This is a genomic window from Amycolatopsis methanolica 239 (assembly GCF_000739085.1).
GTDB lineage: Bacteria > Actinomycetota > Actinomycetes > Mycobacteriales > Pseudonocardiaceae > Amycolatopsis_E > Amycolatopsis_E methanolica.
Genome location: NZ_CP009110.1, coordinates 1,559,003 through 1,584,094, shown reverse-complemented (window position 1 = coordinate 1,584,094; position 25,092 = coordinate 1,559,003). Strand labels below are relative to the sequence as shown.

General features: G+C 71.3%; 24 protein-coding genes and 1 pseudogene. 10 read left to right on the top strand and 15 right to left on the bottom strand.

Annotated features, from left to right (window positions below; genetic code table 11):
• Positions 1–56: 56 nt before the first annotated feature.
• Together recG and AMETH_RS07760 are read right to left on the bottom strand one after the other, a co-directional pair.
• On the bottom strand, positions 57–2,210 hold the full coding sequence (gene recG / locus AMETH_RS07765; RefSeq protein WP_017987502.1) for an ATP-dependent DNA helicase RecG: 2,154 nt from the start codon (positions 2,208–2,210) through the stop codon (positions 57–59).
• 4 nt (positions 2,211–2,214) lie between these two features.
• Positions 2,215–3,804, bottom strand: coding sequence for a DAK2 domain-containing protein (locus tag AMETH_RS07760; RefSeq protein ID WP_017987501.1), 1,590 nt, complete (start codon positions 3,802–3,804; stop codon positions 2,215–2,217).
• Between the two features lie 135 nt (positions 3,805–3,939).
• On the opposite strand from AMETH_RS07760, the gene rpmB reads away from it, so the two are divergent.
• On the top strand, positions 3,940–4,131 hold the full coding sequence (gene rpmB, locus AMETH_RS07755) for a 50S ribosomal protein L28 (RefSeq protein WP_017987500.1): 192 nt from the start codon (positions 3,940–3,942) through the stop codon (positions 4,129–4,131).
• 143 nt (positions 4,132–4,274) lie between these two features.
• Entirely contained in the window at positions 4,275–4,952 is a 678-nt protein-coding gene (locus AMETH_RS07750; RefSeq protein WP_026153911.1) for a uracil-DNA glycosylase, read from the top strand.
• A 55-nt stretch (positions 4,953–5,007) separates the two neighbouring features.
• On the opposite strand, the gene AMETH_RS07745 is transcribed toward AMETH_RS07750, so the two are convergent.
• The 3 genes from AMETH_RS07745 to AMETH_RS07735 are packed head-to-tail and all read right to left on the bottom strand — an operon-like array spanning position 5,008 to position 6,975.
• Positions 5,008–5,529, bottom strand: coding sequence for a gamma carbonic anhydrase family protein (locus AMETH_RS07745; protein WP_017987498.1), 522 nt, complete (start codon positions 5,527–5,529; stop codon positions 5,008–5,010).
• Positions 5,507–5,986, bottom strand: a complete 480-nt coding sequence (locus tag AMETH_RS07740; RefSeq protein ID WP_017987497.1) for a GNAT family N-acetyltransferase — start codon at positions 5,984–5,986, stop codon at positions 5,507–5,509. The genes AMETH_RS07745 and AMETH_RS07740 overlap by 23 nt, the downstream gene beginning before the upstream one ends.
• Before the next feature lie 20 nt (positions 5,987–6,006).
• The gene (locus tag AMETH_RS07735; RefSeq protein WP_017987496.1) at positions 6,007–6,975 is read right to left on the bottom strand and encodes a thiamine-phosphate kinase; all 969 of its coding nucleotides are present in this window, start codon (positions 6,973–6,975) and stop codon (positions 6,007–6,009) included.
• 109 nt (positions 6,976–7,084) lie between these two features.
• Between AMETH_RS07735 and AMETH_RS07730 the strand changes: the two genes are divergently transcribed.
• Positions 7,085–7,318: an Lrp/AsnC ligand binding domain-containing protein gene (locus AMETH_RS07730; protein WP_017987495.1), complete on the top strand. Its 234-nt coding sequence runs from the start codon at positions 7,085–7,087 to the stop codon at positions 7,316–7,318.
• Between the two features lie 3 nt (positions 7,319–7,321).
• Positions 7,322–7,855, top strand: a complete 534-nt coding sequence (locus AMETH_RS07725) for a DUF3515 domain-containing protein (RefSeq protein ID WP_017987494.1) — start codon at positions 7,322–7,324, stop codon at positions 7,853–7,855.
• Positions 7,856–7,975: 120 nt separating this feature from the next.
• On the opposite strand, the gene AMETH_RS07720 is transcribed toward AMETH_RS07725, so the two are convergent.
• Both AMETH_RS07720 and pdxR read right to left on the bottom strand, forming a co-directional pair.
• On the bottom strand, positions 7,976–9,061 hold the full coding sequence (locus AMETH_RS07720) for a D-alanine--D-alanine ligase family protein (protein ID WP_038531956.1): 1,086 nt from the start codon (positions 9,059–9,061) through the stop codon (positions 7,976–7,978).
• A 36-nt stretch (positions 9,062–9,097) separates the two neighbouring features.
• Positions 9,098–10,468, bottom strand: coding sequence for a MocR-like pyridoxine biosynthesis transcription factor PdxR (gene pdxR, locus AMETH_RS07715; RefSeq protein WP_017987492.1), 1,371 nt, complete (start codon positions 10,466–10,468; stop codon positions 9,098–9,100).
• Between the two features lie 71 nt (positions 10,469–10,539).
• Here pdxR and AMETH_RS07710 point away from each other — a divergent pair, with 71 nt between their 5' ends.
• From AMETH_RS07710 to AMETH_RS39725, 3 genes and pseudogenes are all read left to right on the top strand, one after another.
• Entirely contained in the window at positions 10,540–11,187 is a 648-nt protein-coding gene (locus tag AMETH_RS07710; protein ID WP_017987491.1) for a pyridoxamine 5'-phosphate oxidase family protein, read from the top strand.
• A 9-nt stretch (positions 11,188–11,196) separates the two neighbouring features.
• Positions 11,197–11,379, top strand: a pseudogene (locus AMETH_RS42415) (AAA family ATPase); the annotation flags it as partial.
• 247 nt (positions 11,380–11,626) lie between these two features.
• Entirely contained in the window at positions 11,627–12,328 is a 702-nt protein-coding gene (locus AMETH_RS39725; RefSeq protein ID WP_223843080.1) for an AAA family ATPase, read from the top strand.
• Positions 12,329–14,439: 2,111 nt separating this feature from the next.
• Here the strand turns inward: AMETH_RS39725 and AMETH_RS07695 are convergent.
• The 5 genes from AMETH_RS07695 to AMETH_RS07675 form a co-directional block, all read right to left on the bottom strand.
• Entirely contained in the window at positions 14,440–14,751 is a 312-nt protein-coding gene (locus AMETH_RS07695) for a type VII secretion target (protein WP_156131622.1), read from the bottom strand.
• Entirely contained in the window at positions 14,748–15,254 is a 507-nt protein-coding gene (locus AMETH_RS07690) for a YbaB/EbfC family nucleoid-associated protein (RefSeq protein WP_017987487.1), read from the bottom strand. Before AMETH_RS07690 ends, AMETH_RS07695 begins: the two co-directional genes overlap by 4 nt.
• A gap of 114 nt (positions 15,255–15,368) precedes the next feature.
• Entirely contained in the window at positions 15,369–15,833 is a 465-nt protein-coding gene (locus tag AMETH_RS07685) for a cysteine dioxygenase (protein ID WP_017987486.1), read from the bottom strand.
• A 177-nt stretch (positions 15,834–16,010) separates the two neighbouring features.
• Entirely contained in the window at positions 16,011–17,018 is a 1,008-nt protein-coding gene (locus AMETH_RS07680) for an NAD(P)H-dependent glycerol-3-phosphate dehydrogenase (protein ID WP_017987485.1), read from the bottom strand.
• Between the two features lie 2 nt (positions 17,019–17,020).
• On the bottom strand, positions 17,021–17,722 hold the full coding sequence (locus AMETH_RS07675; protein ID WP_017987484.1) for a lysophospholipid acyltransferase family protein: 702 nt from the start codon (positions 17,720–17,722) through the stop codon (positions 17,021–17,023).
• Between the two features lie 69 nt (positions 17,723–17,791).
• On the opposite strand from AMETH_RS07675, the gene cofC reads away from it, so the two are divergent.
• From cofC to AMETH_RS07660, 3 genes are all read left to right on the top strand, one after another.
• Complete coding sequence (cofC, locus tag AMETH_RS07670; RefSeq protein ID WP_017987483.1) at positions 17,792–18,430, top strand: 2-phospho-L-lactate guanylyltransferase; 639 nt, start codon at positions 17,792–17,794, stop codon at positions 18,428–18,430.
• Positions 18,431–18,546: 116 nt separating this feature from the next.
• Positions 18,547–20,733, top strand: coding sequence for an RNA degradosome polyphosphate kinase (locus tag AMETH_RS07665; RefSeq protein ID WP_017987482.1), 2,187 nt, complete (start codon positions 18,547–18,549; stop codon positions 20,731–20,733).
• Positions 20,730–21,668, top strand: coding sequence for an NUDIX hydrolase (locus AMETH_RS07660; protein WP_081617684.1), 939 nt, complete (start codon positions 20,730–20,732; stop codon positions 21,666–21,668). The genes AMETH_RS07665 and AMETH_RS07660 overlap by 4 nt, the downstream gene beginning before the upstream one ends.
• A 455-nt stretch (positions 21,669–22,123) precedes the next feature.
• On the opposite strand, the gene AMETH_RS07655 is transcribed toward AMETH_RS07660, so the two are convergent.
• The 3 genes from AMETH_RS07655 to leuC all read right to left on the bottom strand — a co-directional run bounded on the left by AMETH_RS07655 (position 22,124) and on the right by leuC (position 25,021).
• Complete coding sequence (locus AMETH_RS07655; protein ID WP_017987480.1) at positions 22,124–22,759, bottom strand: HU family DNA-binding protein; 636 nt, start codon at positions 22,757–22,759, stop codon at positions 22,124–22,126.
• A 227-nt stretch (positions 22,760–22,986) separates the two neighbouring features.
• Positions 22,987–23,589, bottom strand: coding sequence for a 3-isopropylmalate dehydratase small subunit (leuD, locus tag AMETH_RS07650; RefSeq protein ID WP_017987479.1), 603 nt, complete (start codon positions 23,587–23,589; stop codon positions 22,987–22,989).
• A 16-nt stretch (positions 23,590–23,605) separates the two neighbouring features.
• A complete protein-coding gene (leuC, locus tag AMETH_RS07645) occupies positions 23,606–25,021 on the bottom strand; it encodes a 3-isopropylmalate dehydratase large subunit (RefSeq protein WP_017987478.1) in 1,416 nt (471 codons plus the stop codon).
• Positions 25,022–25,092: the final 71 nt, after the last annotated feature.

Genomic DNA, 25,092 nt, shown 5'->3' with positions numbered 1-25,092 from the left:
CTCAGCGTTGCTCCGCTGTGGATCAGGCACAACTCGGGCCGTCGCCCGATCGTGCGTCAGGACTTCTCCAGGTACTCCGCACGATCCTCGTCGACCAGGTCGGACACCATGTGCGCCAGGCCGGGATGCCGCTCCAGCGCCGGGTCGCCGCTCACGATCTCCTGCGCCCGCTCCCGCGCGGCCGCGATCACGTCCTCGTCCCGCAGCAGCGACAGCAGCTTCAGCCCGGACCGCTTGCCGGACTGGGCCGCACCCAGGATGTCGCCTTCGCGCCGCAGCTCCAGGTCCAACCGGGACAGTTCGAAGCCGTCCGTTGTGGACTCCACCGCGGCCAGCCGCTCCCGCGTCGCCGTGCCGTCCAGCGTCTCGGTGACCAGCAGGCACAACCCGGGCACACTGCCCCGGCCGACCCGGCCGCGCAGCTGGTGCAGCTGGCTCACCCCGAACCGGTCGGCGTCCATGATCACCATCATCGTCGCGTTCGGCACGTTCACGCCGACCTCGATCACCGTGGTCGCGACCAGCACGTCCAGCTTGCCCGCGGCGAACGCGCGCATCACGGCGTCCTTCTCGTCGGGCGGCATCCGGCCGTGCAGGATCCCGAGCCGCAGCTCGGACAGCGGCCCGTTCTCCAGTTCGGCGGCGACGTCGAGCACCGCCAGCGGCGGGCGGCGGTCGCTGTTGTTCGACGCGGGCTCGTCGCCGATCCGCGGGCACACCACGTAGGCCTGGTGCCCCTTGCGGACCTCCTCGACCAGCCGCTGCCACGCGCGGTCCAGCCACGCCGGCTTCTCGGCCACCGGCACGACGCTCGTCTTGATCGGCGACCGCCCGACCGGCATGTGCCGCAGCGCGGAGGTCTCCAGGTCGCCGTACACCGTCATCGCGACCGTGCGCGGGATCGGCGTCGCGGTCATGACCAGTACGTGCGGGCTGCCGCCGTTGGCCGCGCGGGACCGCAGCGCGTCCCGCTGCTCGACGCCGAACCGGTGCTGCTCGTCCACCACGACGAGCCCGAGGTCCGCGAACGACACCGTGTCCTGGATCAGCGCGTGCGTGCCGACGACGATCCCCGCCGCGCCGCTCGCGGTGTCCAGCAGCGCCTGCTTGCGTTCCTTCGTCGACATCGACCCGGTCAGCAACGTCACCTTCGTCGCGTTCTCCGCGGCGCCCAGCTCCCCCGCCTGCCCGAGGTCGCCGAGCATCTCGCGCAACGACCGGGCGTGCTGCGCGGCGAGCACCTCTGTCGGCGCGAGCATCGCGGCCTGGCGACCGGAGTCGACCACCTGCAGCATCGCCCGCAGCGCCACGACCGTCTTGCCGCTGCCAACCTCGCCCTGCAGCAACCGGTTCATCGGGTGCTCGCCGGACAGGTCGGCGGCGATGTCCTCGCCCACCGCGCGCTGGCCTTCGGTCAGCTCGAACGGCAGCCGCTGGTCGAACGCGTCGAGCAGGCCGTCCTTCGTGCGCGCGCAGGCGGGCGCGGGCCGCGACACCGTGGAGAACCGGCGCTGCGCGAAGATCAGCTGCACCGCCATGGCCTCGTCCCACTTCAGCCGATCCCGCGCGGCCTCCAGCGCGTCGTGGTCCTTGGGGCGGTGGATGTTGTGCAGCGCGTCGAACAGGTCCATGAGCTGGTAGCCGTCGAGCAACTCACGCGGCATCGGGTCCTCTTCGCGCTCCAGCGTGTCGAGCACCTGGCGGACGCACCGCGCGATCGACCACGACGGCATCCCGGCCGCCGCCGGGTAGACCGGGATGATCGCGCCGACGAAGTCGTCCATCGCGCTGTCGTCGTCGCCGTCGAGCATCTGGTACTCGGGGTTGGCCAGCTGCAGCGTGTTGCGGAACGCGGTGACCTTGCCCGCGAACAACCCGGTGCGGCCCAGCCGCAGCTGCCGCTCGTGCTGGTGCGGGCGGCCGAAGAACGCGCACGAGAGCCGCCGCTGGCCGTCGGTGATGACCAGCTCCAGGATGTGCCCCGGCTTGTTGCGCATGCGGCGCATGTTGACCTTCTCGACGCGCGCCATCACGGTCGCGTGCTCACCGATCTCCAGTCCCGCGATGTTCGTCAGCTCGCCGCGTTCGGCGTACCGGCGCGGGTAGTGCCGCAGCAGGTCGGCGACAGTGTGGATGTCCAGCGACTCGGCGAGCGCCTTCGCGGTCTTGGCGCCGAGCAGCGGGGGCAGCTTGTCACGCAGTCCGGTCACGCGTTCACTCCACACCGATCAGCAGCACGGCGTCGGCCTGGCCGCCGGGGTAATCCACGAACTCCACCTCCGGTCGCTCGGCCCGCAACCGCTCCCGCAGCTCGTCCGTCAGGCCGGACGGCGCCGCGGTGCCGGTCAGCACGGTGACCAGCTCGCCGCCGACGGCCAGCATCCGGTTCAGCACGCCCATCGCGGCCTCGGCAGGCTCGGCGCCTGCCGGTTCGACGAGCACGACCTCGCCGTCGACGAAGCCGATCAGGTCACCGGCGTGGGCCAGTCCCACCCAGGTTATCGACTCCTCGGCGGCGACCACGAGCTCGCCCCGCCGGGTCGCGGCGGCGGCCTCGGCCATCGCCACCACGTCGTCGTTCGCGCGCCGCCCGGCGTCGTGCACGGCCAGCGCGGACAGCACCTGGACCGGGGACGCGCACGGGATGACCACCACGTCGCGGTCGCCGATCATCGGGTGGCCCGCGGCGTCGTCGGCGGCCCTGGTCAGGCTCTCTCCGCCGGCGAGGACGGTGATGTGGCCGGCCGCGCGCTCGGTGATCAAGCCGAGCATCTCCTCGACGCTCGGGGTGGCGTGGTCCGGGACCGCGAGCACCGCGAAGCCCTCCTCACGCAGCAGCTCCGCCAGCTCCTCGCCGTGCACGACGGCGACCACGGCGCGGTCCGGCCCGGACGGCGGCTCGATCGGGGTCGGCGTGATGAGCGGTTCGACGCGGATGCCGCTGGGGCGGCCGGCGCGGAGACCGGCCTCGATGGCAGCGCCGATGTCCGCGCAATGCACGTGGACGGCGTGTCCCCCGCTGCCGTCCCCGGCCACGGTGACACTGTCACCGAGGCCGGACAGCGTGCGGCGCAGGACCGGGACGTCCGCGTCGGCGACGCCGTCCAGCAGGTACATGACCTCCCACGCGTACGGGGCCCGCTCCGCGTCCGGTTCGGCGTGCGGGTGGGCTTCGCAGGAGTGCGAGATCTGGGTCTCGGTGCCGGTGACCACGCCGGCCAGGGCGTCGAAGACCGCGACCAGTCCGCGCGCGCCCGCGTCCACGACCCCGGCCGCGGCCAGGACCGGCAGCTGGTGCGGGGTCTGCTCGAGGGCCTCGGAGGCTGCCTTCGCGGCGACGGCGACGACGTCCGGCAGCTCGCCGGGCTGCGTGGCGACCGCGGCGGCGACCGCCTGCAGGACGCTGAGCATCGTGCCCTGCACCGGGCGCGCGACCGCGTCGGTGGCGGTGCGGTGCGCGTTCGCGAGAGCCTTCGCCAGCGACGGCCCGTCCAGCTCGGGGACGGTGCCCGCGGTTTCGGCGAGACCGCGGAGGACCTGGGAGAGGATGACGCCGGAGTTGCCGCGCGCGGCGAGGACGGCGCCACGGGCGAGCACGGACAGTGCCTTCACCGCACTGTCCGTGTCCGGTTCGGCGGCCAGGCGGGCGTGCGCGCCGGACATCGTGTGCAGCAGGTTGGAGCCGGTGTCGGAGTCGGCGACCGGGTAGACGTTGATGCCGTTGATGGCCGGGCACAGCACCTCCAGGCTGTGCACGCAGGCCGCCGCCCACGCTGTGATGGCATGCTCGTCCAGAGCCCGCACCGCCGACCTCCTCCCTGGTCAGGCCAGGGTAGCGACCCGGTCGCCGGAGGGCGAAGGACCGTCGTTTACTATGATCCGAGTGTCCGGCCCGCGCCGGGCGTGTTTTGTCTTCCCTGATCGTCAAAGGAGTTCGACGTGGCTGCCGTGTGCGACGTCTGTGGCAAGGGACCGGGCTTCGGCAAGTCCGTCTCGCACTCCCACCGGCGTACCAACCGCCGCTGGAACCCGAACATCCAGACTGTGCACGCCAAGATCGGCGTGTCCCAGCGCAAGCGGCTGAACGTCTGCACCTCGTGCCTGAAGGCCGGCAAGGTCGTTCGCGGCTGAGGCGCGAAGCCCGGGACGGCGAGTGCTCGCGGAGAGCGCTCGCCGTTTTTTCGCGCCTCGGTGCCTTTCGGGGGTCGAACCCCCGCACCCCCGCCGGGGGCAAGCCCCCTGGCCCCCCCGGGGTGCCGCTAAAGTACGCCGCCGTGGCTGCGAAACCCTTGCACGAGATCGTCGAAGCGGGATGGGCCAAGGCGCTGGCCCCGGTGGCGGACCGCATCGCCGCGATGGGCGAGTTCCTGCGTGCGGAGATCGTCGCGGGCCGCCGGTACCTGCCAGCGGGCGAGCACGTGCTGCGGGCCTTCCAGCAGCCCTTCGACGAGGTCAAGGTGCTCATCGTCGGCCAGGACCCGTACCCGACGCCCGGCCACCCGATCGGCCTGTGCTTCGCGGTGGCGCCGGACGTGCGGCCGCTGCCGAAGAGTCTTATCAACATCTACCAGGAGTACTGCGACGACCTGGGCTACCCCACGCCGTCCAACGGTGACCTCACGCCGTGGACCGAGCAGGGCGTGCTGCTGCTCAACAGGTCGCTGACCGTGCGGCCCGGTTCTCCCAACTCGCACAAGGGCAAGGGCTGGGAAGAGGTCACCGAGCAGGCGATCAAGGCGCTGGCCGCCCGCGGCAAGCCGATGGTGGCGATCCTGTGGGGCAGCAACGCGCGCAGCCTGAAGCCGCTGCTCGGGGGCGTGCCGTGCATCGAGTCGGTGCACCCGAGCCCGCTGTCCGCGCGCAACGGCTTCTTCGGCTCGAAGCCGTTCAGCCGCGCGAACGAACTGCTCCAGCGGCAGGGCGCCGAGCCGGTCGACTGGAAGCTGCCCTAGCCGCAGACGGCCTATGCCTGGCAGCCGCAGCTCCCGCGCTGCCCCGCGGAACTTCCTAGTCGATCCTGCGCAGCGCGCCGCGGAACCACTGCGCCCGCTCGACGTACCCGTCCACCACGCGCTGGATCTTCTCCGGCCCGAAGGACTTGTTCTCCCGCACCTTGGCGGGCACCCCGAGCGCGATGTGCCCGGACGGCACGTGCGACGAGTACGACAGCACTGCCCCGGCGCCGACCATCGCGCCGTCCTCGATGACGCTTCCGTTGAGCACCACCGAACCCGACGCGATCAGGCACCCGCTGCCGATCCGCGCGCCCTCGACGTGCACCGCGTGCCCGATCGCCGACGACGGGCCGAGGACCGTCGGGTCCTGGGCGGTGCAGTGCAGCACGCACCCGTCCTGCACGTTGGACCGCTCGCCGATCTCGATGTAGCCGTTGTCGCCGCGCAGCACGGTCTGCGGCCACACCGACGCGTTCGGCCCGATCCGCACGTCGCCGATCACCGTGGCGTCCGGGTGCACGAACGCCGTGGGGTGGATCGACGGGGTCAGTTCACCGAGCGCGTAGATCGCCACGCGAAGCCTCCAAGTCCTTGCCCAGGTACACCGAGAGCGGATCGTCCCGGTAGTGGCCGAACGCAGGCACGTCCGTGTAGCCCGCCGACCGGTACAACGCGATCGCCTCCGGCTGCTTCAGACCGGTCTCCAGCACCAGCCGCCTGCGCCCGGCGTCGAGCGCCGTCCGCTCCAGCTCCGCCAGCACGGCACGAGCGAAACCCTTGCCCCGCGCGGCATCCACGACGTACATCCGCTTCAGCTCGGCCTCGGCGTCACCGCGAACGCGCCAGCCACCGCAGGCGACCGGCTCCCCGTCCAGGTAGCCGACGACGAACAACCCCAGCGGTGGCGCGAACTCGGCCGGATCGACCGGGGTGGCGTCGGTTTCGCCGTAGCGCACGACGTACTCCTGCTGCACGGCGTCGATCAGCTTGACCGCGTCCGGATCGTCGTAGGCAACCACGCGAAGGTCCACAACGGGTCACCGTAACGGGCTCAGCGCCAGTGCTCCCAGCCACTTTCGCCGTGGTACTCCTCACCGTCGACCGTCACGCCGGAGTCGGCCATCGTGACCGCGCCGATCCGCCGCCAACCCTCGGGCAGGTCGGCGAACGACGGGAACGTCGCGACCAGCGCGTGGTCCTCGCCGCCGGTCAGCACCCAGGTCATGGGGTCCGCGCCCAGCGCGGTGCCGATGTCGACGAGTTTCCGGTCGACCTCCAGGTGCTCGGTCCGGACGTCGATGCCCACGCCCGAGGCCTCGGCGATGTGCCCGAGGTCGGCGAGCAGGCCGTCCGAGACGTCGATCATCGACGTGGCGCCGGCGATCGCGGCCGCGGGCCCGGCGGCGTAGTCCGGTTCCGGCGCGCGCTGGGCGTTGACGACCGCGACCGGCGAGCGGAACCCGCGGCCGAGCGTGGCCAGGCCGGCCGCGGCCCAGCCCAGCCGCCCGGACACCGCGACGATGTCGCCCGGCCGCGCGCCGGAGCGCGTCACCGGTTCACGTCCCTGCAGGTCGCCCAGTGCCGTGATGCTCACCACCAGCTGGTCCGCCCGCACCATGTCGCCGCCGACGACCCCCGCCCCGGCGCGTTGCGCTTCCGCCCACAGGCCGTCGCTGAGTTCCCGGACCACCTTCGCGGGGGTGTCCGGCGGGCAGGCGAGCCCGACGAGGACGGCTGTGGGCACCGCGCCCATCGCGGCCACGTCGGCGAAGTTCTCCGCCACCGCCTTGCGCCCGACCTGGTCCGGAGTGGACCAGTCCAGGCGGAAGTGCACGCCCTGCACCAGGACGTCGGTGGTGGCGACGACCCGCCCGTCCGGCGCGGCGACGACGGCGGCGTCGTCACCGGGGCCGAGGAGGGTTGCCGCGGGCTGTCTCCGGTTCTCGGTGACGGCGCGGATGAGGCCGAACTCACCCATTCCGGCGACCGTGCCGGAGTCGGATGCCTGGTGGGTTGACATGCGTCACCTCGGTCGCTCGATAGTCGGATGACCTAAATTCGTGGTCTGTGCGGTAGGTTCTGACCACGTTCCTACCTTGAGTTAGACGCCGGAGACGAAGGGGCGCGCCGTGGTCCACGCATACATCCTCATCCAGACCGAAGTCGGCAAGGCCGCCGCGGTCGCCGCGGAGATCGCCGGGATCCCCGGCGTCACCAGCTCCGAGGATGTCACCGGTCCCTACGACGTCATCGTCCGCGCCGAGGCGGACAACGTCGACCAGCTCGGGCAGCTCGTCGTCGCGAAGGTGCAGGGCGTCGAGGGCATCACCCGCACGCTGACCTGCCCCGTGGTGCACCTGTAAGCGATGCCGGACACCGAGACCGGGGCGCCGCCGCGGGCACGGCTCGTGGTCGCGGCCGTGCTGGTGGTCGTACTGGCCGCCGGGGTCGCGGTCATCGGGCTGATGATGCGTGATTCCGGTGACGGCGACGGGCCGCTGGCGCTCGTGCCGGTGGACGCGCCGCAGGCCGGATCGGCCGAGTGCGCGCAGCTCATCCCGGCGATGCCCGCGCAGCTGGACTCGAAGGGCACCGCGCTGCCGCGCCGGACGATCGCGGAACCCGCCCCAGAGGCGACGGTCGCGTGGGGTTCGCCGGAGTCGATCGTGTTGCGCTGCGGGCTGGGCAAGCCGCCGGAGCTGACGCCGACCAGCCAGCTGCGCGTGGTCAGCGGCGTGCAGTGGCTGCCGGTCGAGGGGCCGGGCTCGTCGACGTGGTACGTGGTGGACCGGCCGGTGTACGTCGCGCTGACGGTGCCGGACTCCGCGGGGACCGGCCCGCTGCAGCAGATCTCGGACGCCGTGGCGGTCACACTGCCCGCCGTGCCGCTGCGGTTCTGAGCAGCCGCAGCCTCTGACTGCGCCGGGAAAATTGGCCTGTGCTTCCGGCGCAGCCGCCCAGCGCGGCGCCGGCCCCGCCACGACCAGCGCCCCAGTAGGCCGGTCCCCCCGCTGGGCGGATCAGCGCAGCCCGGTGCCCCTTGCCAGCGCGGTGTCGATCAGCGTCGTCAGCAGCGTGCGGTAGTCAACGCCGGTGACCTGCCACATCTTCGGGTACGCCGAGGTCGACGTGAAGCCAGGCATCGTGTTGACCTCGTTGACCGTAAGCTCGCCGTTCGGGCCCACGAAGAAGTCCACCCGCGCCAGGCCCTGGCAGTCGAGCGCCTCGAACGCCTTCACCGCCTGCGCGCGCAGCTTCTCGGTGACCGAATCGTCCAGCTTCGCGGGGATGTCCAGCTCCGCGTCCTCGCCGATGTACTTCGTTTCGAAGTCGTACCAGGCGGACTCGTCGTCGGAGAGCACGCGCACCTCGGCGGGCAGCGACGCCTCCACCCGGCCGTCCGGGAACTCCAGCACGCCGCACTCGACCTCGCGCCCGGGCACGGCCGCCTCGACCAGCACTTTCGGGTCGGTCTCGCGCGCCAGGGCGATCGCCGCGTCCAGGTCGGCCCAGTCGGTCACCTTGCTGATGCCGATCGACGACCCGGCCCGCGACGGCTTCACGAACACCGGCAAGCCCAGCCGCTCCCGGTCGGCGGCGTCCAGAGTGGACTGACCACGGCGCAGCTCGACGTAGCGGCCGACCGGCAGCCCCTCCGCGGCGAGCAGCTTCTTCGCGTAGCCCTTGTCCATCGCCGCGGCGCTGGCGAGCACGCCCGGCCCGACGTACGGGATCCCGGCCATCTCCAGCAGCCCCTGCAGCGTGCCGTCCTCGCCGAAGGCGCCGTGCAGCACGGGAAAGACGACGTCGACCCCGCCGAGCGCCTCGGCGCCCGGCTCGGTGACGACCAGCTCGCGCCGCGTCGGGTCGCCTGCCAGCACCAGCGACTGGCCGCCGTCGACCGAGGGCAGCTGCCGGTCCTGGATGGTGAGGGTCTTCGGATCGGCGGTGCCCAGCACCCAGCCGCCCTCGCGGGTGATCCCGATGGGCACGACCTCGAATCGGTCGCTGTCCAGGTTCGCCAGCACGCTGCCCGCCGACAGGCACGAGATGGTGTGCTCGGTGCTCCGGCCGCCGAACACCACGGCCACCCGCGTCTTCCTCATGGGCCGTCACCCTACCGGGCTCTTGCCCCGATCCGATCAGCGCAGTAAGCCCACCAGCGTGTCCAGCGCGCCACTGAGCGCCTCGCGCGAACAGCCCGCGTAACCGATCGCCACGCCGAAGGCCGTCGGCATGCCGGCGAAGTGCCGCGCCAGCCCGTCCAGGCGGATCCCCCGCACCCGGCCTGCCGCCAGGCGCTCCCGCTCCACCTCCGGCGACGGGAACGGCACCACCAGGTGCGCGCCCGCGTCGTCGCCCAGCACCGTGATCCCGGCCTCCCGCAGCGCTGACACCAGCAGCACCCGCCGCTCGGACAGCTCCCGCCGAAGTTTCCGCAGGTGACGACCCAGGTCGCCGTGCCGCGCGAGTTCGACCAGCACCCGCTGGCCCGCCGGTGACGGGCGCGTTCCGGTGCGGTCGCGGTGCCCGAGCACAGCTGACGTGACCGCACCCGGCGCGACCATCCACCCCGCGCCGAGGGTGGGCGTGAGGATCTTGCTGGTGGTGCCGAGGTGCACCACGACATCCGGCGCGAGCGCGGCGAGCAGCGGCAGCGGCGCGACGTCGAACCGCAGCTCGCCGTCGTAGTCGTCCTCGATGATCAGCATGTTCTCGGCGCGCGCCCGCTCGACGAGTTCCACCCGGCGGGCCGCGTTCAGCCGCGACCCCATCGGGTACTGGTGCGCGGGTGAGCAGTAGACCCCGCGCACGCCGGCCGGGATCGCATCCGTACGCAGGCCCTCGCCGTCGACCGGCACGCCGACCACCTTCAGCCCGGCGCTCAGCAACGCCTCGACCGCCCGCTGGTAGCCGGGCTCCTCGACGGCGACCGTGTCCCCGGCGCGGAAGACGGCCCCGGCCAGCTCGAACACCGCGGCCGTGGTGCCGCCGGTCGCCAGCACCGAGTCGGTGCCGACCGCCAGCCCGCGGTGGCGCAGCAGGTGCTCGGCGATCGCCGCCCGGTACTCCGGCAGCCCGGCCCGGTGCGCGCTGGTCAGCGGTGGCGCGTCGGCGGCGGCGCGCCAGGCCCGGCGCCACGCGGCGCGGTCGATGCCCGCCGCCCACGGCGTGCCTGGGGTGAGGTCGAGCAACTCCTCCGGCTCGGCGACCTCACCGGGCACAACCCGTTGGACGGGTCGGTCGCTGGGTGGTGAAGTGGTGACGTACGTGCCGGAACCGTGCCGCCCGGTGATCCACCCTTCGGCGTGCAGTTGCTCGTAGGCGGCGGAGGTGACGGTGCGGCTGACGCCGAGCCGGGCGGCGAGGGCCCGGGTGGACGGCAGGCGGTCGCCGCCGCGCAGGTGCCCGGTCGCCGCCGCGTCGCGCAGGGCGTCGGCGAGCTGCACGGCCAGCGGCGTCGCGGCCTCGCGGTCGAGGGTGACGGGCAGCGCGGTCGCGGACTGGGGCACCAGAAGTGGCCTTTCGTTCTGCCTTGAAAGTGGATCTACCAGGAGTCCACTATACCTTCGAGACTGAAGGCATGACCACGCTCTCGCCCACCCCGCGCAGCACCCTGACGCGCAAGAAGGACCGCGCGGCCACCGATCGCGAGCGCCTGTACGAGGTGCTCGACGACGGCCTGATCTGCCACCTCGGGCTCGTGCTGAACGGCTCCCCCGTCGTGCTGCCCACCGGATACGGTCGCGACGGCGACACCCTGTACTTCCACGGCTCGACGGGCGCCGGGAACCTGCGCGCGGCGGCGACCGGCATCGACGTGTGCGTCACGGTCACGCTGCTCGACGGCCTGGTCTACGCGCGCTCACTCAACAACCACTCCATGAACTACCGCAGCGCGGTCGTGCACGGAAGCGCGCGCCTGGTGACGGGGGAGGAGAAGATGCACGGGCTGCACGTCGTGACCGAGCACCTCACGCCGGGCTCGTGGGACCACGCGCGGGCGGTCAACGCGAAGGAGCTGGCGTCGGTTTCGGTGCTGGCGCTGGATCTCGCGGAGGCGTCGGTGAAGATCCGCGCCGGCGAGCCGATCGACGAGCCGGAGGACATGGACAGCCACGAGATCTGGGCCGGGGTGGTGCCGGTCCAGACCACCTTCGGCGAGCCCATCCCGGCCGCCTACATGCCCGCGGGTGCGCCGATCCCGCCGCACGTGCGTGCGCGTGGGTAGCGTCGGGGTGTGCTGACCACCCTCGCGGTCGAGAACTACCGCTCGTTGCGGGACCTGGTGCTGCCGTTGTCCCGGCTGACGGTCGTCACCGGCGTCAACGGCACCGGAAAGTCCAGCCTGTACCGCGCGCTGCGGTTGCTCGCCGACGCCGGGCGGAACGGCGCGGTCGCCGCACTGGCCCGGGAAGGCGGGTTGCCGTCGACGCTGTGGGCAGGGCCGGAGTCGGTCGGGCGCGCGGTCCGGGAGGGCCGCGTGCCGGTGCGGGGGACGGTGCGCACCAAGGCGGTGGGGCTGCGGCTCGGGTTCTCCGGCGACGAATTCGGTTACGCGCTCGACTTCGGGTTGCCGGTGCCGTCGTCGGATCGGCTGCGGCCCACCCTGTTCAACCTCGACCCGGAGTTCAAACGGGGGTGTCTGTGGCGCGGGCCCGGCGGTGCGTGTGCGGGACGACTCGGGCGCGTGGGCGGGGAGTTCGCGCATCGGGCTCACCGACAGCATGCTGAGCGAACTGGCCGATCCGCGGGCCTGCCCCGAGCTGCTGGTGGTGCGGGAACGGTTGCGGTCGTGGCGGTTCTACGACCAGTTCCGCACCGACGCGGCCGTGCCCGCCCGCCAGGACCGGATCGGCACCCGCACACCGGTGCTGGACCATGACGGCGGCGACCTGGCCGCGGCGCTGCGGACGATCCAGGAGTTCGGTGACGACGAAGCACTGGCCGAGGCGGTGTCCGACGCGTTCCCGCGGTCGCGAGCGGAGGTCAGGGCGGCCGACGGGTTGCTGCGGCTGCGGTTCCACCAGCACGGGTTGCTGCGCCCGCTGGGGGCGGCGGAGTTGTCGGACGGGACGTTGCGTTACCTGTTGTGGGTGGCGGCGTTGCTGAGCCCGCGGCCGCCGGAACTGCTGGTGCTGAACGAACCCGAGACGAGCCTGCACCCGGACCTGTTGCCGGCGCTGGCCGCGCTGATCGCCAAGCCTCGCGCGCAGCTCATCGTGGTGTCGCACGCGCGGCCGTTGGTGCACGCGTTGTCGGCGATCGCGCCGGAGGCTGCGGTGCTGGAACCGGAGAAGGAGTTCGGCGCGACGGTCCTCGCCGGGCAGGGCAGGCTGGACCGGCCCGCCTGGCACTGGCCGAAGCGGTGAGCCCCGCGCTCCGCCGGGTGCGGAGCGCGGGGCCGCCGGTCATTCGTCGTCGCCGCCGGTGACGTTGCCGACGCTCGCCGGGACGCCCTTGATCATGTCGATGATCGTCTTGCCTGCCAGGCCGCGGTAGCCGAACCACGGGTCCGTCATGTACTTGATGGCCTGCTCGAACTTCGCGGCGCCCTCCTCGCCGAACAGCTTGCCCAGCTGGGCGACCGAGAAGTTGCTGATCTTGTCGAACTTGGCCAGCGTCTCGGGCGTGACGCCCTCGATCTTGGCCAGCTCGTTCTTGATGGCCTGCGACATCTGTTCGGACAACCGGTGGTGCGTGGGATCCGGGGTCGCCTGGTTGCCGCCCGGTGTGCTGTTGCCGGGCTGGTTGTTGCCCGCTTGGTTACCACCGGGCTGACTGTTGCCGGGCTGGTTGTTGGCCGCCTGGTTCGAGCCGCCGGGATGGTTGTTACCGCCGGGCTGGTTCGAGCCGCCCGCCTGACTCGAGCCCCCGGTGTGGGACTGATCCGTGGGCTTCGGCGAGCCGGACGCGTTGTCGGTTGGCTTGGGCGAACCGGGCGCGTTGTCGGTTGGCTTCGGCGAAGCCGTGGCCGAGGTGTCCAGCTTCGGCGGCACGGGCACCGGTTGCACATCCGCGGGCTTGGGCGCCGGAGCCGGGTCGTTGGGCTTCGGCCCACCCGGCACCGGCGACGGTGGTGGGTCAGCAGGCTTCGGTGCGGCGGACGCAGTCGTCACCGCATCGTCCAGCTTGGGCCCACTCGACACCGGCGGCGCATCCGCGGGCTTGGGCGCCGCAACCGGAGCAGGCGGCGGGTCATTCAGCTTCGGCCCACTCGACACGGGCGCCGCATCCGCAGGCTTCGGCGCGGGAGCCGGGGTCGGCGGCGGATCGTTCAACTTCGGCCCACTCGACACGGGCGCCGCATCCGCAGGCTTCGGTCCCGCAACCGGAGTCGGCGGCGGATCGTTCAACTTCGGCCCACTCGACACGGGCGCCGCATCCGCAGGCTTCGGCCCCGCAACCGGAGCAGGCAGCGGATCGTTCAACTTCGGCCCACTCGACACCGGCGCCGCATCCACAGGCTTCGGCCCCGCAACCGGAGTCGGCGGCGGATCGTTCAACTTCGGCCCACTCGACACCGGCGCCGCATCCACAGGCTTCGGCCCCGCAACCGGAGTCGGCGGCGGATCGTTCAACTTCGGCCCACTCGACACCGGCGCCGCATCCACAGGCTTCGGCCCCGCAACCGGAGTCGGCGGCGGATCGTTCAGCTTGGGGCCACTCGACACCGGCGCACCGGAGTTCGCCGGCGCCGGGCCGCTCGAACCGGGCTTCACCGACGGCGGCTTGGCTCCGGCGAGGTCGTCACCGGCCTTGCCGAGCTTGCTCAGCGACGCGCCCAGGTCGACCAGCTTCCTGGTCAGCTCGGCGATCTTCGCGCCGATCTTGCCCAGCGCGGTGGCCACCATGCCGATCGTCGTGCCGATGAAGATCGCGATCGACGCGCCGAACGTCACCGGCGCCAGCGCCGCCGCGATCAGCGCGCCCTTGATGATCGTCGCGAGCAGCATCGCGATCAGGTCGCGCGCGATGCCGCGGAAGGCGCCGACCAGACCACCGGCGACCTTCATCGACTTCCCGGCGTTCTCCAGGTAACCGCCGATCGCGTTGAGCTGGTCGGTCACCGCCTCCATGCTCTTGCGGAACTGGTCGGCGCCCTCACCGGTCCAGCTCTCCATCAGAGTCGCGAGCTTGGTCTGGTGGTCCTGCGCCCACTGCTCGAGCTTCGCCTTCTCGGCCTTGACCGCTTCCTCGGCCGCCGCGATGCCCTCGGGGTCGCCCCACATGATGTCCAGCGGCCACCGCAGCACCGAGATGTGCTCGATGAGCCAGCCGATCCCTGCGGTCAGCAGGCTGCCGATCGGGTCGAGCGCGAGCCCCAGCGTCTCCAGCGCGAGACCGGCCGAGCCGATGCCGATCGCGACCTTGTCGTTCTCCTTGACGGCCTCGTTCAGGCTGACCGCGGCGTCGAAGAACCCGGCGCCGGTCTGCCACTTGTCGGCCATGTGCAGCCCGACGTCCCCGGGCTTGTACTCGCTCATGCCTTGAACCCCAGCAGTCCGGCAGCGGTTTCGGCGTCGTGCGCGTCGTAGGCCTTCGCGGCCTCGCGCACGTTGTCGGCGAACTCGGTGATCGTGCCCGAGTACTTGTTGAGCTGATCCTCGGCCTTGCCGCACCACAAGGTGACGCCGGCGCCGAAGATCTGCCCGACCATCCCGAAGATGCCGATGTCGCCGACGCAACCGCCGACCACCCCGGCCGTGCCCTTCAGGTTCTCCGTCAACTGGTCGAGGTGCTGGCCGAACGAGACCAACGGCGCCGAATCGACCTCGAAACCGGAACCGCTCACCACGGCCTCATCTCATCGTCGTCATCAGCCGGGGACGCCGGGCGCGGCCGCCGCGGCACGGGACGCTGCGCCGGAGGCGACGGCGAAACCGGCGGCGGAGGCGACGGTGTCGCTTCCGCCTCGGGCTCGGCGAAGTCCTCCGGCTCGTCCTCGACCGGCGGCAGGAAACTCCTGATCACCTCAGCGGACTCGCCGTCGCCCGCGATCGCGGTGAACGAGTCGGACACGGCGCGCGCGGCCTGCCGCTGACCTTCCCGCACCGCCTCCATGATCGCGGCGGTGAGGCGCGCCGGGCCGAGGTCGCAGGCGCGGTGCCCGAGTTCCAGGCTTTGCAACGCACCGTTCGGCGCGATCGTGACGGTCACCGACCCGTCCTTCGACCGCACCGTCGCCGACGCCTCACCGAGCGCGTCCTGCAGCGCCGCGGCCTTCTGCTGCATCTCCCGCACCTGCTGTTCGAGCAGGTGCTGGAAATCCTCCCCCGGCCTCAGATTCGGCTGCATCCTGCTCCCCTGCGCGCGTGTCCGATGATCAAGGCGCAGGCTACCGCAGCGATCGTGAGGTTCCACCCGGATGCGGCGAACTCCCCGGGAACCTTTCCCTAACGGGCGAAAGGGTCAGTCGCGGACCGGTCCGGTGACCGGGTCGAGGTGGTAGGACCGCATGACCCGGCCACCGCTGCGGTAGACGTGGATGCTGATCGCCGGGTCCGGGCCGTCGTTGCGCACCTGGTGCACGTACCCCGGCCCGAAGACCCGCGACTGCCCCGCCGACAACGCGTGCACCTCGGTCACCCCGCGCCGCGCGACGGTCTCGGTGAGACGTCCGCTGACAACGGTGAACGCGCCCGTCGAGTGCCCGTGGTCGTGCAGATCGGTGTGCTGACCGGGCAGCCAGCCCATCAGCCAGATCTCCTCGTCGTCGCGCGCCTCGACGAGCGCGGAGAACCGCTCGTCCGGGTCGTAGCGCAGCAGGTGCCGCCAGCGGTCGCGGTCGGCCGCGAACTCGAGCGCGACCCGCACCGGGTGGCGCAGGACGGGCTTCTCGGTCAGGGCAACGGTGTTGTCCGGAACGGCAAACATGAAAAGAGGTGTCCTCGGAAAAGAAGGTGGTTGTCGGACAGGCTGGGCTGAGTCAGCGACAACAACAAGGACACAGCGCGGCGCCGCAGCGGAGATCCCGCCGGGTCATCAGGCCACGCGTCGTCATGGCGCCCACCCAACCAGCAGGCCGGGCGGGCGTCAAATCCGTTCCACCTGCTAGGACCACTCGTGCTTCTGGCGGCGGCCGAGCAGCTCGGCGCCCACCTGGCGGGGGTCCGCGGCCTCATGGCACACGCGGTGCATCGCGTCCGTGATCGGCATGTCCACACCGTGCTTGTAGGCCAGTTCACGGATGGACGTGCAGGACATCACGCCCTCGGCGACCTGCCCGCCCGCCGCGGCCTGCGCCTGCTCCAGCGTCTCGCCGCGCCCGAGCCGCTCGCCGAAGGTGCGGTTGCGGGACAGCGGGGACGAACAGGTCGCCACGAGGTCGCCGACCCCGGCGAGCCCGGCGAACGTCAGCGGGTCGGCGCCCAGCTTCGTGCCCAGCCGCGCCATCTCCGCCAGCCCGCGGGTGATGAGCGTGGCCGTGGTGTTGGCCCCCAGCCCCATGCCGACCGCCATGCCGCAGCTCAGCGCGATGACGTTCTTCGCGGCGCCACCGACCTCGCAGCCCACCACGTCGGTGTTGGTGTAGGGCCGGAAGTAGGAGTTGAAGCTCGCTTGCTGGATCGCGACCGCGCGGTCGTGGTCGGCGCACGCCAGCACCGCGCCCGCCGGCTGCCCCTGCGCGATCTCCCGCGCCAGGTTCGGGCCGGACACCACCACGATCTCGTCCCCGGACACGCCGCTGATCTCGGCGATCACCTCGCTCATCCGCTTGAGCGTGCCGAGTTCGACGCCCTTGGCGAGGCTGACCAGGATCGCGCCGCGCGGCAGGAGTTCCCGCCAGCCGAACAGGTTCGCGCGCAGGCTCTGGCTGGGCACGGCCAGCACGACCGCCTCCGCGCCCGCCAGCGCCTCAGCCGGGTCGTGCGTCGCGGTCAGGTTCGCGGGCAGTTCGATGCCCGGGAGGTAACCGCTGTTGGCGTGCCGCTCGCGGATCTCCCGGGCGACTTCCGCCCGCCGGGCCCACATCGTCACGTCCCGGCCCGCGTCGGCGAGCACCTTCGCGAACGCGGTGCCCCACGAACCCGCGCCGAGCACGGTGATGCGCTGCACCATCGTCAGTCCGCCGCCTCGGGCTTGTGGGCCGGCGGCTGCTCACCGCGGACGTCGGCCAGCAGCTCGGTGACCCGCTCCATGAGCAGTTCCGTCACCTCCCGCAGCAGCGGACCGGTCTGCGGCTTGCCGCGGTAGGCGGACAGGTCGACCGGTTCGCCCACCGCGTGCGTCACGGTCGTGCGCGGCAGCAGCCGCACCTTCTTGTGGTAGAAGTCCAGGATCTGCTGGGTGCCCCAGCGCGCCACGGGAATCACCGGGACGTCGTTGTCGAGCGCCAGCCGCGCGACCCCGGTGTGCGACCGCTTCGGCCAGCCGTTCGGGTCCTTGGTGATGGTGCCCTCGGGGTAGATGACGACGACCTTGCCCTCCTGCAGCGCCTGGTGCGCGGCGCGGAGGCTGTCGCCGGCCTGCGCCGACCCGCGGTACACCGGGATGCTGCCGGCGCCGACGAGGATCTTCCCGAAGATCGGCGTGCGGGCGAGGCTGTCCTTGGCCAGGAACCGCGGCACGCGCTTCTGGCGGTGGATGAACACCGCGTCGACGGCGGGGTCCATGTGCGAGACGTGGTTCATGACCACGAGCGCCGGACCTTCCCGCGGGATGCGCTCGGCGCCGGTGTAGACCCGCCTGCCGATCCAGCTCACCGGGTAGAACAGCACGGCGGCGGCTCCGACCCAGAACCCGCCCTTCTCACGACCGGCCAAGACTCCTCCTGCTGTGGTGTGTGCTGCCGGTAGCTGATCCTAGGTGCACGATTGCGGAAAGATGGGGGTGTGCCCGTACCCGTCGAAATCTCCGGCCTGATCGTCCCGCTGAAGCCGCCGCGGGCAGGCAAGTCCCGCCTGCGTGGCGCGGTGGACGAGCACGACCACGCCGCGCTCGTACTGGCCCTGGCCTGGGACACCCTGGCCGCGGCGACCGACGCCGGGGTCCGTCGCGTGCTGGTGGTCGCCGCCGATCCGGCCGCGGTGTCCGGTCTGCGACGCCCCGGAGTGGAGGTCGTCGGCGAGCGCGGCGACGGCGACCTGAACTCCGCGCTGCGGCAGGGCGAGGCGCTGCTCCGGCAGCGGGAGCCGGACGCCGTGGTCGGGGCGATTCAAGCCGATCTGCCCGCTTTGCGCCCCGCGGAGCTGGCCGCGGCACTCGCCGCGGCGGAGGGCAGGCGGGTGTTCGTCGCGGACGCCGACGGCACCGGCACGACGCTGTTGCTGTCCGAACCGGGCGGGCCGCTCGACCCGAGGTTCGGCGCCGGTTCGGCCGCGGCGCACGCCGGGTCCGGCGCGGTGCCACTGGAACTGGACCTGCCGACCCTGCGCCGGGACGTGGACACCCCGGCGGACCTCGCGGAGGCCTGCCGTCTGGGTGTCGGCGACCGGACACGGGCGGTGCTCTGCTCACGGGAGGTCGCGTGAACATCACCCGGCCGCTCGGCGAACTGCTCCGGGTGGTCCTGCGGAGCACGGGTGAACTGCTCAATCTCTCACTCGGAGTATCGGCAGGCAGGCCCGAAGTAGGGAACAATGCGAGGGTGAGCAGCGACGAGACCAACCCCCCGGCAACGACCCAACCGGCGTCCGGCGAGACCGCCGCGCCCACGAGATTCCGCGCCATCCCGTCCGCGCCCCCGGCGGTGACCCCGTCGTCGGACCTGCCGCCCGCGTCCCTGCCCGACGACCGGTACTTCAACCGCGAGCTGTCGTGGCAGGACTTCAACGCCCGGGTGCTGGCGCTGGCCGAGGACGCGTCCCAGCCGCTGCTGGAGCGGGCCAAGTTCCTCGCCATCTTCGCGTCCAATCTGGACGAGTTCTACATGGTGCGGGTAGCCGGGCTGAAGCGCCGCGACGAGACCGGGCTGCCGGTGCGCAGCGCCGACGGGCTCACCCCGCGCGAGCAGCTGGCCTACATCGCGAAGCGCAACCAGGACCTGGTGGAGCGGCACACCGCCGCGTTCGAGGAGCACGTCCGCCCGGAGCTGGCCAAGCACGACATCCAGATCGTGTGCTGGGCCGATCTGGAGGCGGACGACCAGGCGCGGCTGTCGGACTACTTCACCGAGCAGATCTTCCCGGTGCTGACGCCGCTGGCGGTCGACCCGGCGCACCCGTTCCCCTACATCTCGGGGCTGTCGCTGAACCTGGCCGTCACCGTGCGGGACCCGGACCTGGGCACCGAGCGGTTCGCGAGGGTCAAGGTGCCGAACAACGTGCCGCGCCTGATCCGCGTCGAGCAGCAGCGGGAGAGCCGCGTCGCGACGTTCCTGCCGTTGGAGGAGCTGATCGCCGCGCACCTCGGTGAGCTGTTCACCGGCATGGAGGTCACCGAGCACCACGTTTTCCGGGTGACCCGCAACGCCGACGTGGACGTGGACGAGGACCGCGACGAGGACCTGTTGCAGGCGCTGGAGCGGGAGCTGGCGCAGCGCCGGTTCGGCCCGCCGGTGCGGCTCGAGGTCGCCAACGACATGAGCGAGCACGTGCTCGACCTGCTGCTGCGGGAGCTGGAGGTCGATCCGCACGACGTGGTCGAGGTGCCGGGGCTGCTGGACCTGACATGCCTGATGCAGCTTTCCAGTTTGGACCGCAAGGAACTGAAGGACCGCCCTTTCGTCCCGGCCACGCACCCGGCGTTCGGTGAGCACGAGACGCCGAAGAGCGTCTTCGCCACCCTGCGCGAAGGCGACGTGCTCGTGCACCACCCGTACGACTCGTTCTCGACGAGCGTTCAGCGGTTCATCGAGCAGGCCGCCGGGGACAGCAAGGTGCTGGCCATCAAGCAGACCCTGTACCGCACGTCCGGTGACTCCCCCATCGTGAACGCGCTCATCGACGCCGCCGAGGCGGGCAAGCAGGTCGTGGCGCTGGTGGAGATCAAGGCCCGGTTCGACGAGGAGGCCAACATCACCTGGGCCCGCACGCTGGAGCGGGCGGGGGTGCACGTGGTGTACGGGCTCGTCGGGCTGAAGACGCACTGCAAGGTGGCGATGGTGGTGCGGCAGGAGGGCTCGACCATCCGCCGCTACTGCCACATCGGCACCGGCAACTACAACCCGAAGACCGCGCGGCTCTACGAGGACGTCGGCCTGCTGACCGCGGACCCGGACATCGGCGCGGACATCACGGACCTGTTCAACGTGCTGACCGGGTATTCGCGGCAGGACACCTACCGCAACATCCTCACCTCACCGGCGGGAATCCGGCGTGGCATCCTGCGGCTGATCGACGAGGAGATCGAGCACAAGCACGCCGGCGCGGAAGCGGGTATCCGCATCAAGTGCAACTCGCTCGTCGACGAGCAAATCATCGACGCGCTCTACCGGGCCTCTGCCGAAGGGGTTCCGGTGGAGATCGTGGTGCGGGGTATTTGCGCCCTGAAACCGGGGGTGCCCGGACTGTCCGAGAACATTTCCGTCCGGTCCATTCTCGGGCGGTTCCTGGAGCATTCCCGCATCTTCCATTTCCTCGCCGGGCGCACCTACTGGATCGGCAGCGCGGACATGATGCACCGCAACCTGGACCGCCGGATCGAGGCGATGGTGCAGGTCAAGGACGTGCGGCTGACCAGGCAGCTGGACGAGATCCTCGATTCGGCGCTGGACCCGGCGACGCGGTGCTGGGTGCTGACCGACAGCGGGGAGTGGCAGCCGTCGCCCGCGGACACCACGCAGGTCCGCGACCACCAGAACGAGTTGTTGAAGAAGCACGGGGCCAACGGGTGAGTTCTGTTCGTGTCCGCGCCGCGGGTGCGGTGCTGTGGCGGACCGGTCCGGGCGGGATCGAGGTGGCTGTCGCGCACCGACCCCGCTACGACGACTGGTCGCTGCCGAAGGGGAAGCTCGACAGCGGGGAGACCCTGCCCGCCGCGGCGGTGCGGGAGATCGCGGAGGAGACCGGTTTCCGGGCCCACCTGGGGCGGCACCTGCGGACGGTGCGGTACTCGGTGGCGGCCGGGCCGAAGTCGGTGGACTACTACAGCGCGGCGGCCGTCTCGGGGGCTTTCGAGCCCAACGAGGAGGTCGACGAGCTGAGGTGGCTCGCGCCCGCGGAGGCGGCCGGGTTGCTGTCGTACGACAGTGACCGGTCGGTGCTCGAGGACTTCGGAGCATTGCCCGCGAGCTTGACCACGCTGTTGCTCGTGCGACACGCGAAGGCCGGGAAGCGGGACGAGTGGCGGGGTGACGACGACCTCCGTCCGCTGTCCCCGAGCGGCATCCGGCAGGCCGCCGCGCTGCGGGCGTTGTTGCCGCTGTTCGGACCGGACAGGGTGGTGGCCGCTCCCCGGTTGCGGTGCGAGCAGACGGTGCGCGGGGTGGCGGATGACCTCGGTGTGCCGGTGGAGCACGAGGACCTGATGGCGGAGGAACACTACTGGGACGACCGGGACGCCGGGCTCGCCAGGCTGCTGGCGCTGGTGTCCGTCGGTGGGACGCCCGTGGTGTGCAGCCAGGGCGGGGTGATCCCGGACCTGGTGACACGATTGGCCACGCGAGACGGCGTGCGCCTGCCGGTGGATGAAGGTGAGAAGGTGCCGAGCAAGAAGGGCTCGGTGTGGGTGCTCTCGTTCCGGGCCGCGCCCGGCAACGGCGGACCCCAGCTCGTGGCGGCGGACTACCTGCCCACAGCGCTGCCAACCCCCGCCACGAGCCAGGTGTAGTCCGTCCGCCTGCGACGGTGGTCGCAGCGCACCGAAGCCCCCGCCCGCCTCGCCAACGCAAGCCAGCCGACCAAGCCCCAGACCTCCCCCGCCCCCGATCCACAGCCTGCTTCTGGTCGCCGATCAGCGGAGTCAAGGTACTCTTTCCCGCCTTGACGCCGCTGTTCGGCGACCAATACGCAATCGAGGTGAGGGGGTGGGGGAGGTCGGCATCCAAGGCGACCTTTCTCCCGCCGTGAGGCGCTTCCCGTCCGAAGGGCGCACCGCCCGCAGGGCGGACTCTCCGCCGCGCGACAGCGCACCTCCAAAGATCAAAACAGTCCTCGCCGGACGGGCAGGCTCCGGGATGACAGAAGAGCCCCCCATGTCACCTTGGGTGGGTGGCTGGGTGCAAACGCGGCAGGGCCCCCGCGGGTTACCGCGGGGGCCCTGCCGAGAAGCAATCGCTACGGCGCTTACTTCTTCTTCCGGGTCGTGGTGGTCTTCTTCGCGGCAGTGGTCTTCGCCGCGGTGGCCTTCGGGGCCGCCTTCGTGGCGGTCGTCTTCTTGGCCGCGGTGGACTTCGCCGCCGTGGTCTTCGAAGCCGTAGCCTTCGAAGCCGTGGCCTTCGGGGCCGCCGTCTTGGTGGCGGCCGCGGCGCGGCTGCGCGTGCTGGTGCTGCGGGTCGCGGTGGGACGCGTGGTGGTCGCCTTCGCGGTGGTGGCCCGCGAGGTCGTCGAGCGCGACGCGGTGGTGCCGGTGCTGCGGGTCGAAGCGGCAGCGCTGCGGGTCGAAGTCGTCGTGCGCTTCGCCGCCGTGGCCTTCGGCAGCTTCTTGGCACCGCTGATGACGTCCTTGAAGGTCGTGCCGGCGCGGAAGGCCGGAACGTTGGTCTTCTTCACCTTGACCGTCTCACCGGTGCGCGGGTTGCGAGCGGTGCGGGCCGCGCGGGCACGCTTCTCGAACACACCGAAACCGGTGATGTTGACCTTCTCGCCCTTCTGCACGGTGCGAATGATGATGTCCACCAGGTTGTCGACCGCCTGGGAAGCAACCTTCTTGTCGCCCAGACGCTCGGAGAGCGCCTCGATCAGCTGGGCCTTGTTGGCCATTCCAGTCCTCCATGAAGAACTACGTGTCACACGGCCACATCGGCCGACTTCACGCACACGGTATTACCAACTCGCCCAAAATTCCAAACGGCGCGCGGAATTTTTCTGCAGGCGGGGCGTGGTTTCCGCCTCCTGAGCGACCCTCTCGGGCCCTTCCGCGCGCCGTTCGGCGTGGTGTTCCCGGCCTCGGACCGGGTGCGAATCCCTTGCTGAGCAGGGAATTCGTGCTATCCGGCGGCCACCGGGGTGGTCACCGGCTTCCAGCTGGGACGCTGCGACTCGAACCGGTCGATCTCGTCGGCGTGTCGCAGGGTGAGAGCGATGTCATCCAGCCCCTCCAGCAGCCGCCAGCGGGTGTAGTCGTCGATCGCGAAGGTCGTCTGGAAGTCCTTGGCCCGCACGGTCTTCGCCTCGAGGTCGACCGTGACCTCCGTGCCGGGGTCGTTCTCGAGGATCTTCCACAGCTGCTCGACGTCCGACTGCTCGCACTGGGCGGCCACCAGACCCTGCTTCCCGGAGTTGCCCCGGAAGATGTCGGCGAAGCGGGAGGAGATGACGACCCGGAAGCCGTAGTTCATCAATGCCCAGACAGCGTGTTCGCGCGAGGACCCCGTGCCGAAGTCCGGACCGGCGACCAGGACGCTGCCGGCCTTGAACGGCTCCTGGTTCAGGATGAACGACTCGTCGGTCCGCCAGGCGGCGAACAGGCCGTCCTCGAAACCGGTGCGGCTGACCCGCTTGAGGTAGACGGCCGGGATGATCTGGTCAGTGTCCACGTTGGACCTGCGCAGGGGCACTCCGATGCCGGTGTGCGTCTTGAACGGCTCCATGGTGGTGCGGGCTCCTTCAGTTCAGGTCTTCGGGGCTGGACAGCGTGCCGCGGACGGCCGTGGCGGCCGCGACGAGCGGCGAGACGAGGTGGGTGCGGCCACCCTTGCCCTGCCTGCCCTCGAAGTTGCGGTTGGAGGTGGACGCGCTGCGCTCGCCGGGGGCCAGCTGGTCCGGGTTCATGCCGAGGCACATCGAGCAGCCCGCCTGGCGCCACTCCGCGCCGGCGTCGAGGAAGACCTTGTCCAGCCCCTCGGCCTCGGCGGCCTGGCGCACCCGCATCGAGCCGGGCACGACGAGCATCCGGACGCCCTCGGCCACCTTGCGGCCCTGGAGCACGTCCGCGGCCGCCCGCAGGTCCTCGATCCGGCCGTTGGTGCACGAGCCGAGGAAGACGGTGTCGACCTTGATGTCACGCAGCGGGGTGCCCGGCTTGAGGTCCATATAGGACAGGGCCTTCTCGGCGGCGAACCGCTCGGTCTCGTCCGCGATCTGCTCCGGGTCCGGCACCGACTCGCTCAGCGGCAGGCCCTGGCCGGGGTTGGTGCCCCACGTCACGAACGGGGTCAGGGAGTCGGCGTCGAGGTGGACCTCGGCGTCGAAGACGGCGCCCTCGTCGGTGCGCAGCGACTTCCAGTTCTCCACCGCGGCGTCCCAGTCGGCGCCCTGCGGGGCGTGCGGGCGGCCCTTCAGGTAGGCGAAGGTGGTCTCGTCCGGGGCGATCATCCCGGCGCGCGCGCCCGCCTCGATCGACATGTTGCAGATCGTCATGCGGGCTTCCATCGACAGCGCCTCGATCGCGCTGCCCCGGTACTCCAGGACGTAGCCCTGGCCGCCGCCGGTGCCGATCTTGGCGATGACGGCGAGGATGACGTCCTTCGCCGTGACACCCGGCCGGAGCCTGCCGTCGACGTTGATCGCCATCGTCTTGAACGGCCGCAGCGGCAGGGTCTGGGTGGCCAGCACGTGCTCGACCTCGGAGGTGCCGATGCCGAAGGCCATCGCGCCGAACGCGCCGTGGGTGGAGGTGTGACTGTCACCGCAGACGACCGTCATCCCGGGCTGGGTCAGGCCCAGCTGCGGGCCGATGACGTGCACGATGCCCTGCTCGGCGTCGCCCATCGGGTGCAGCCGGACGCCGAACTCCTTGCAGTTCTTCCGAAGCGTCTCGACCTGGGTGCGGGACACCGGGTCGGCGATCGGGAGTTCGATGTCGACGGTCGGGACGTTGTGGTCCTCGGTCGCGATGGTCAGGTCCGGGCGCCGCACCTTGCGGCCGGCCAGCCGGAGACCGTCGAACGCCTGCGGGCTGGTGACTTCGTGCACCAGGTGCAGGTCGATGTAGAGCAGGTCGGGCTCCGCTCCTTCACCGCGGCGCACGGTGTGCGCCTCCCACACCTTCTCGGCCAGTGTCCGCGGCCGCGTGGTGGTCATCTGTGCTCCTCCCACGAGGTTGATTGGGAGCAAAGGAACCTGAGGACCGTCGCGGGAACGTCAGCGACCTC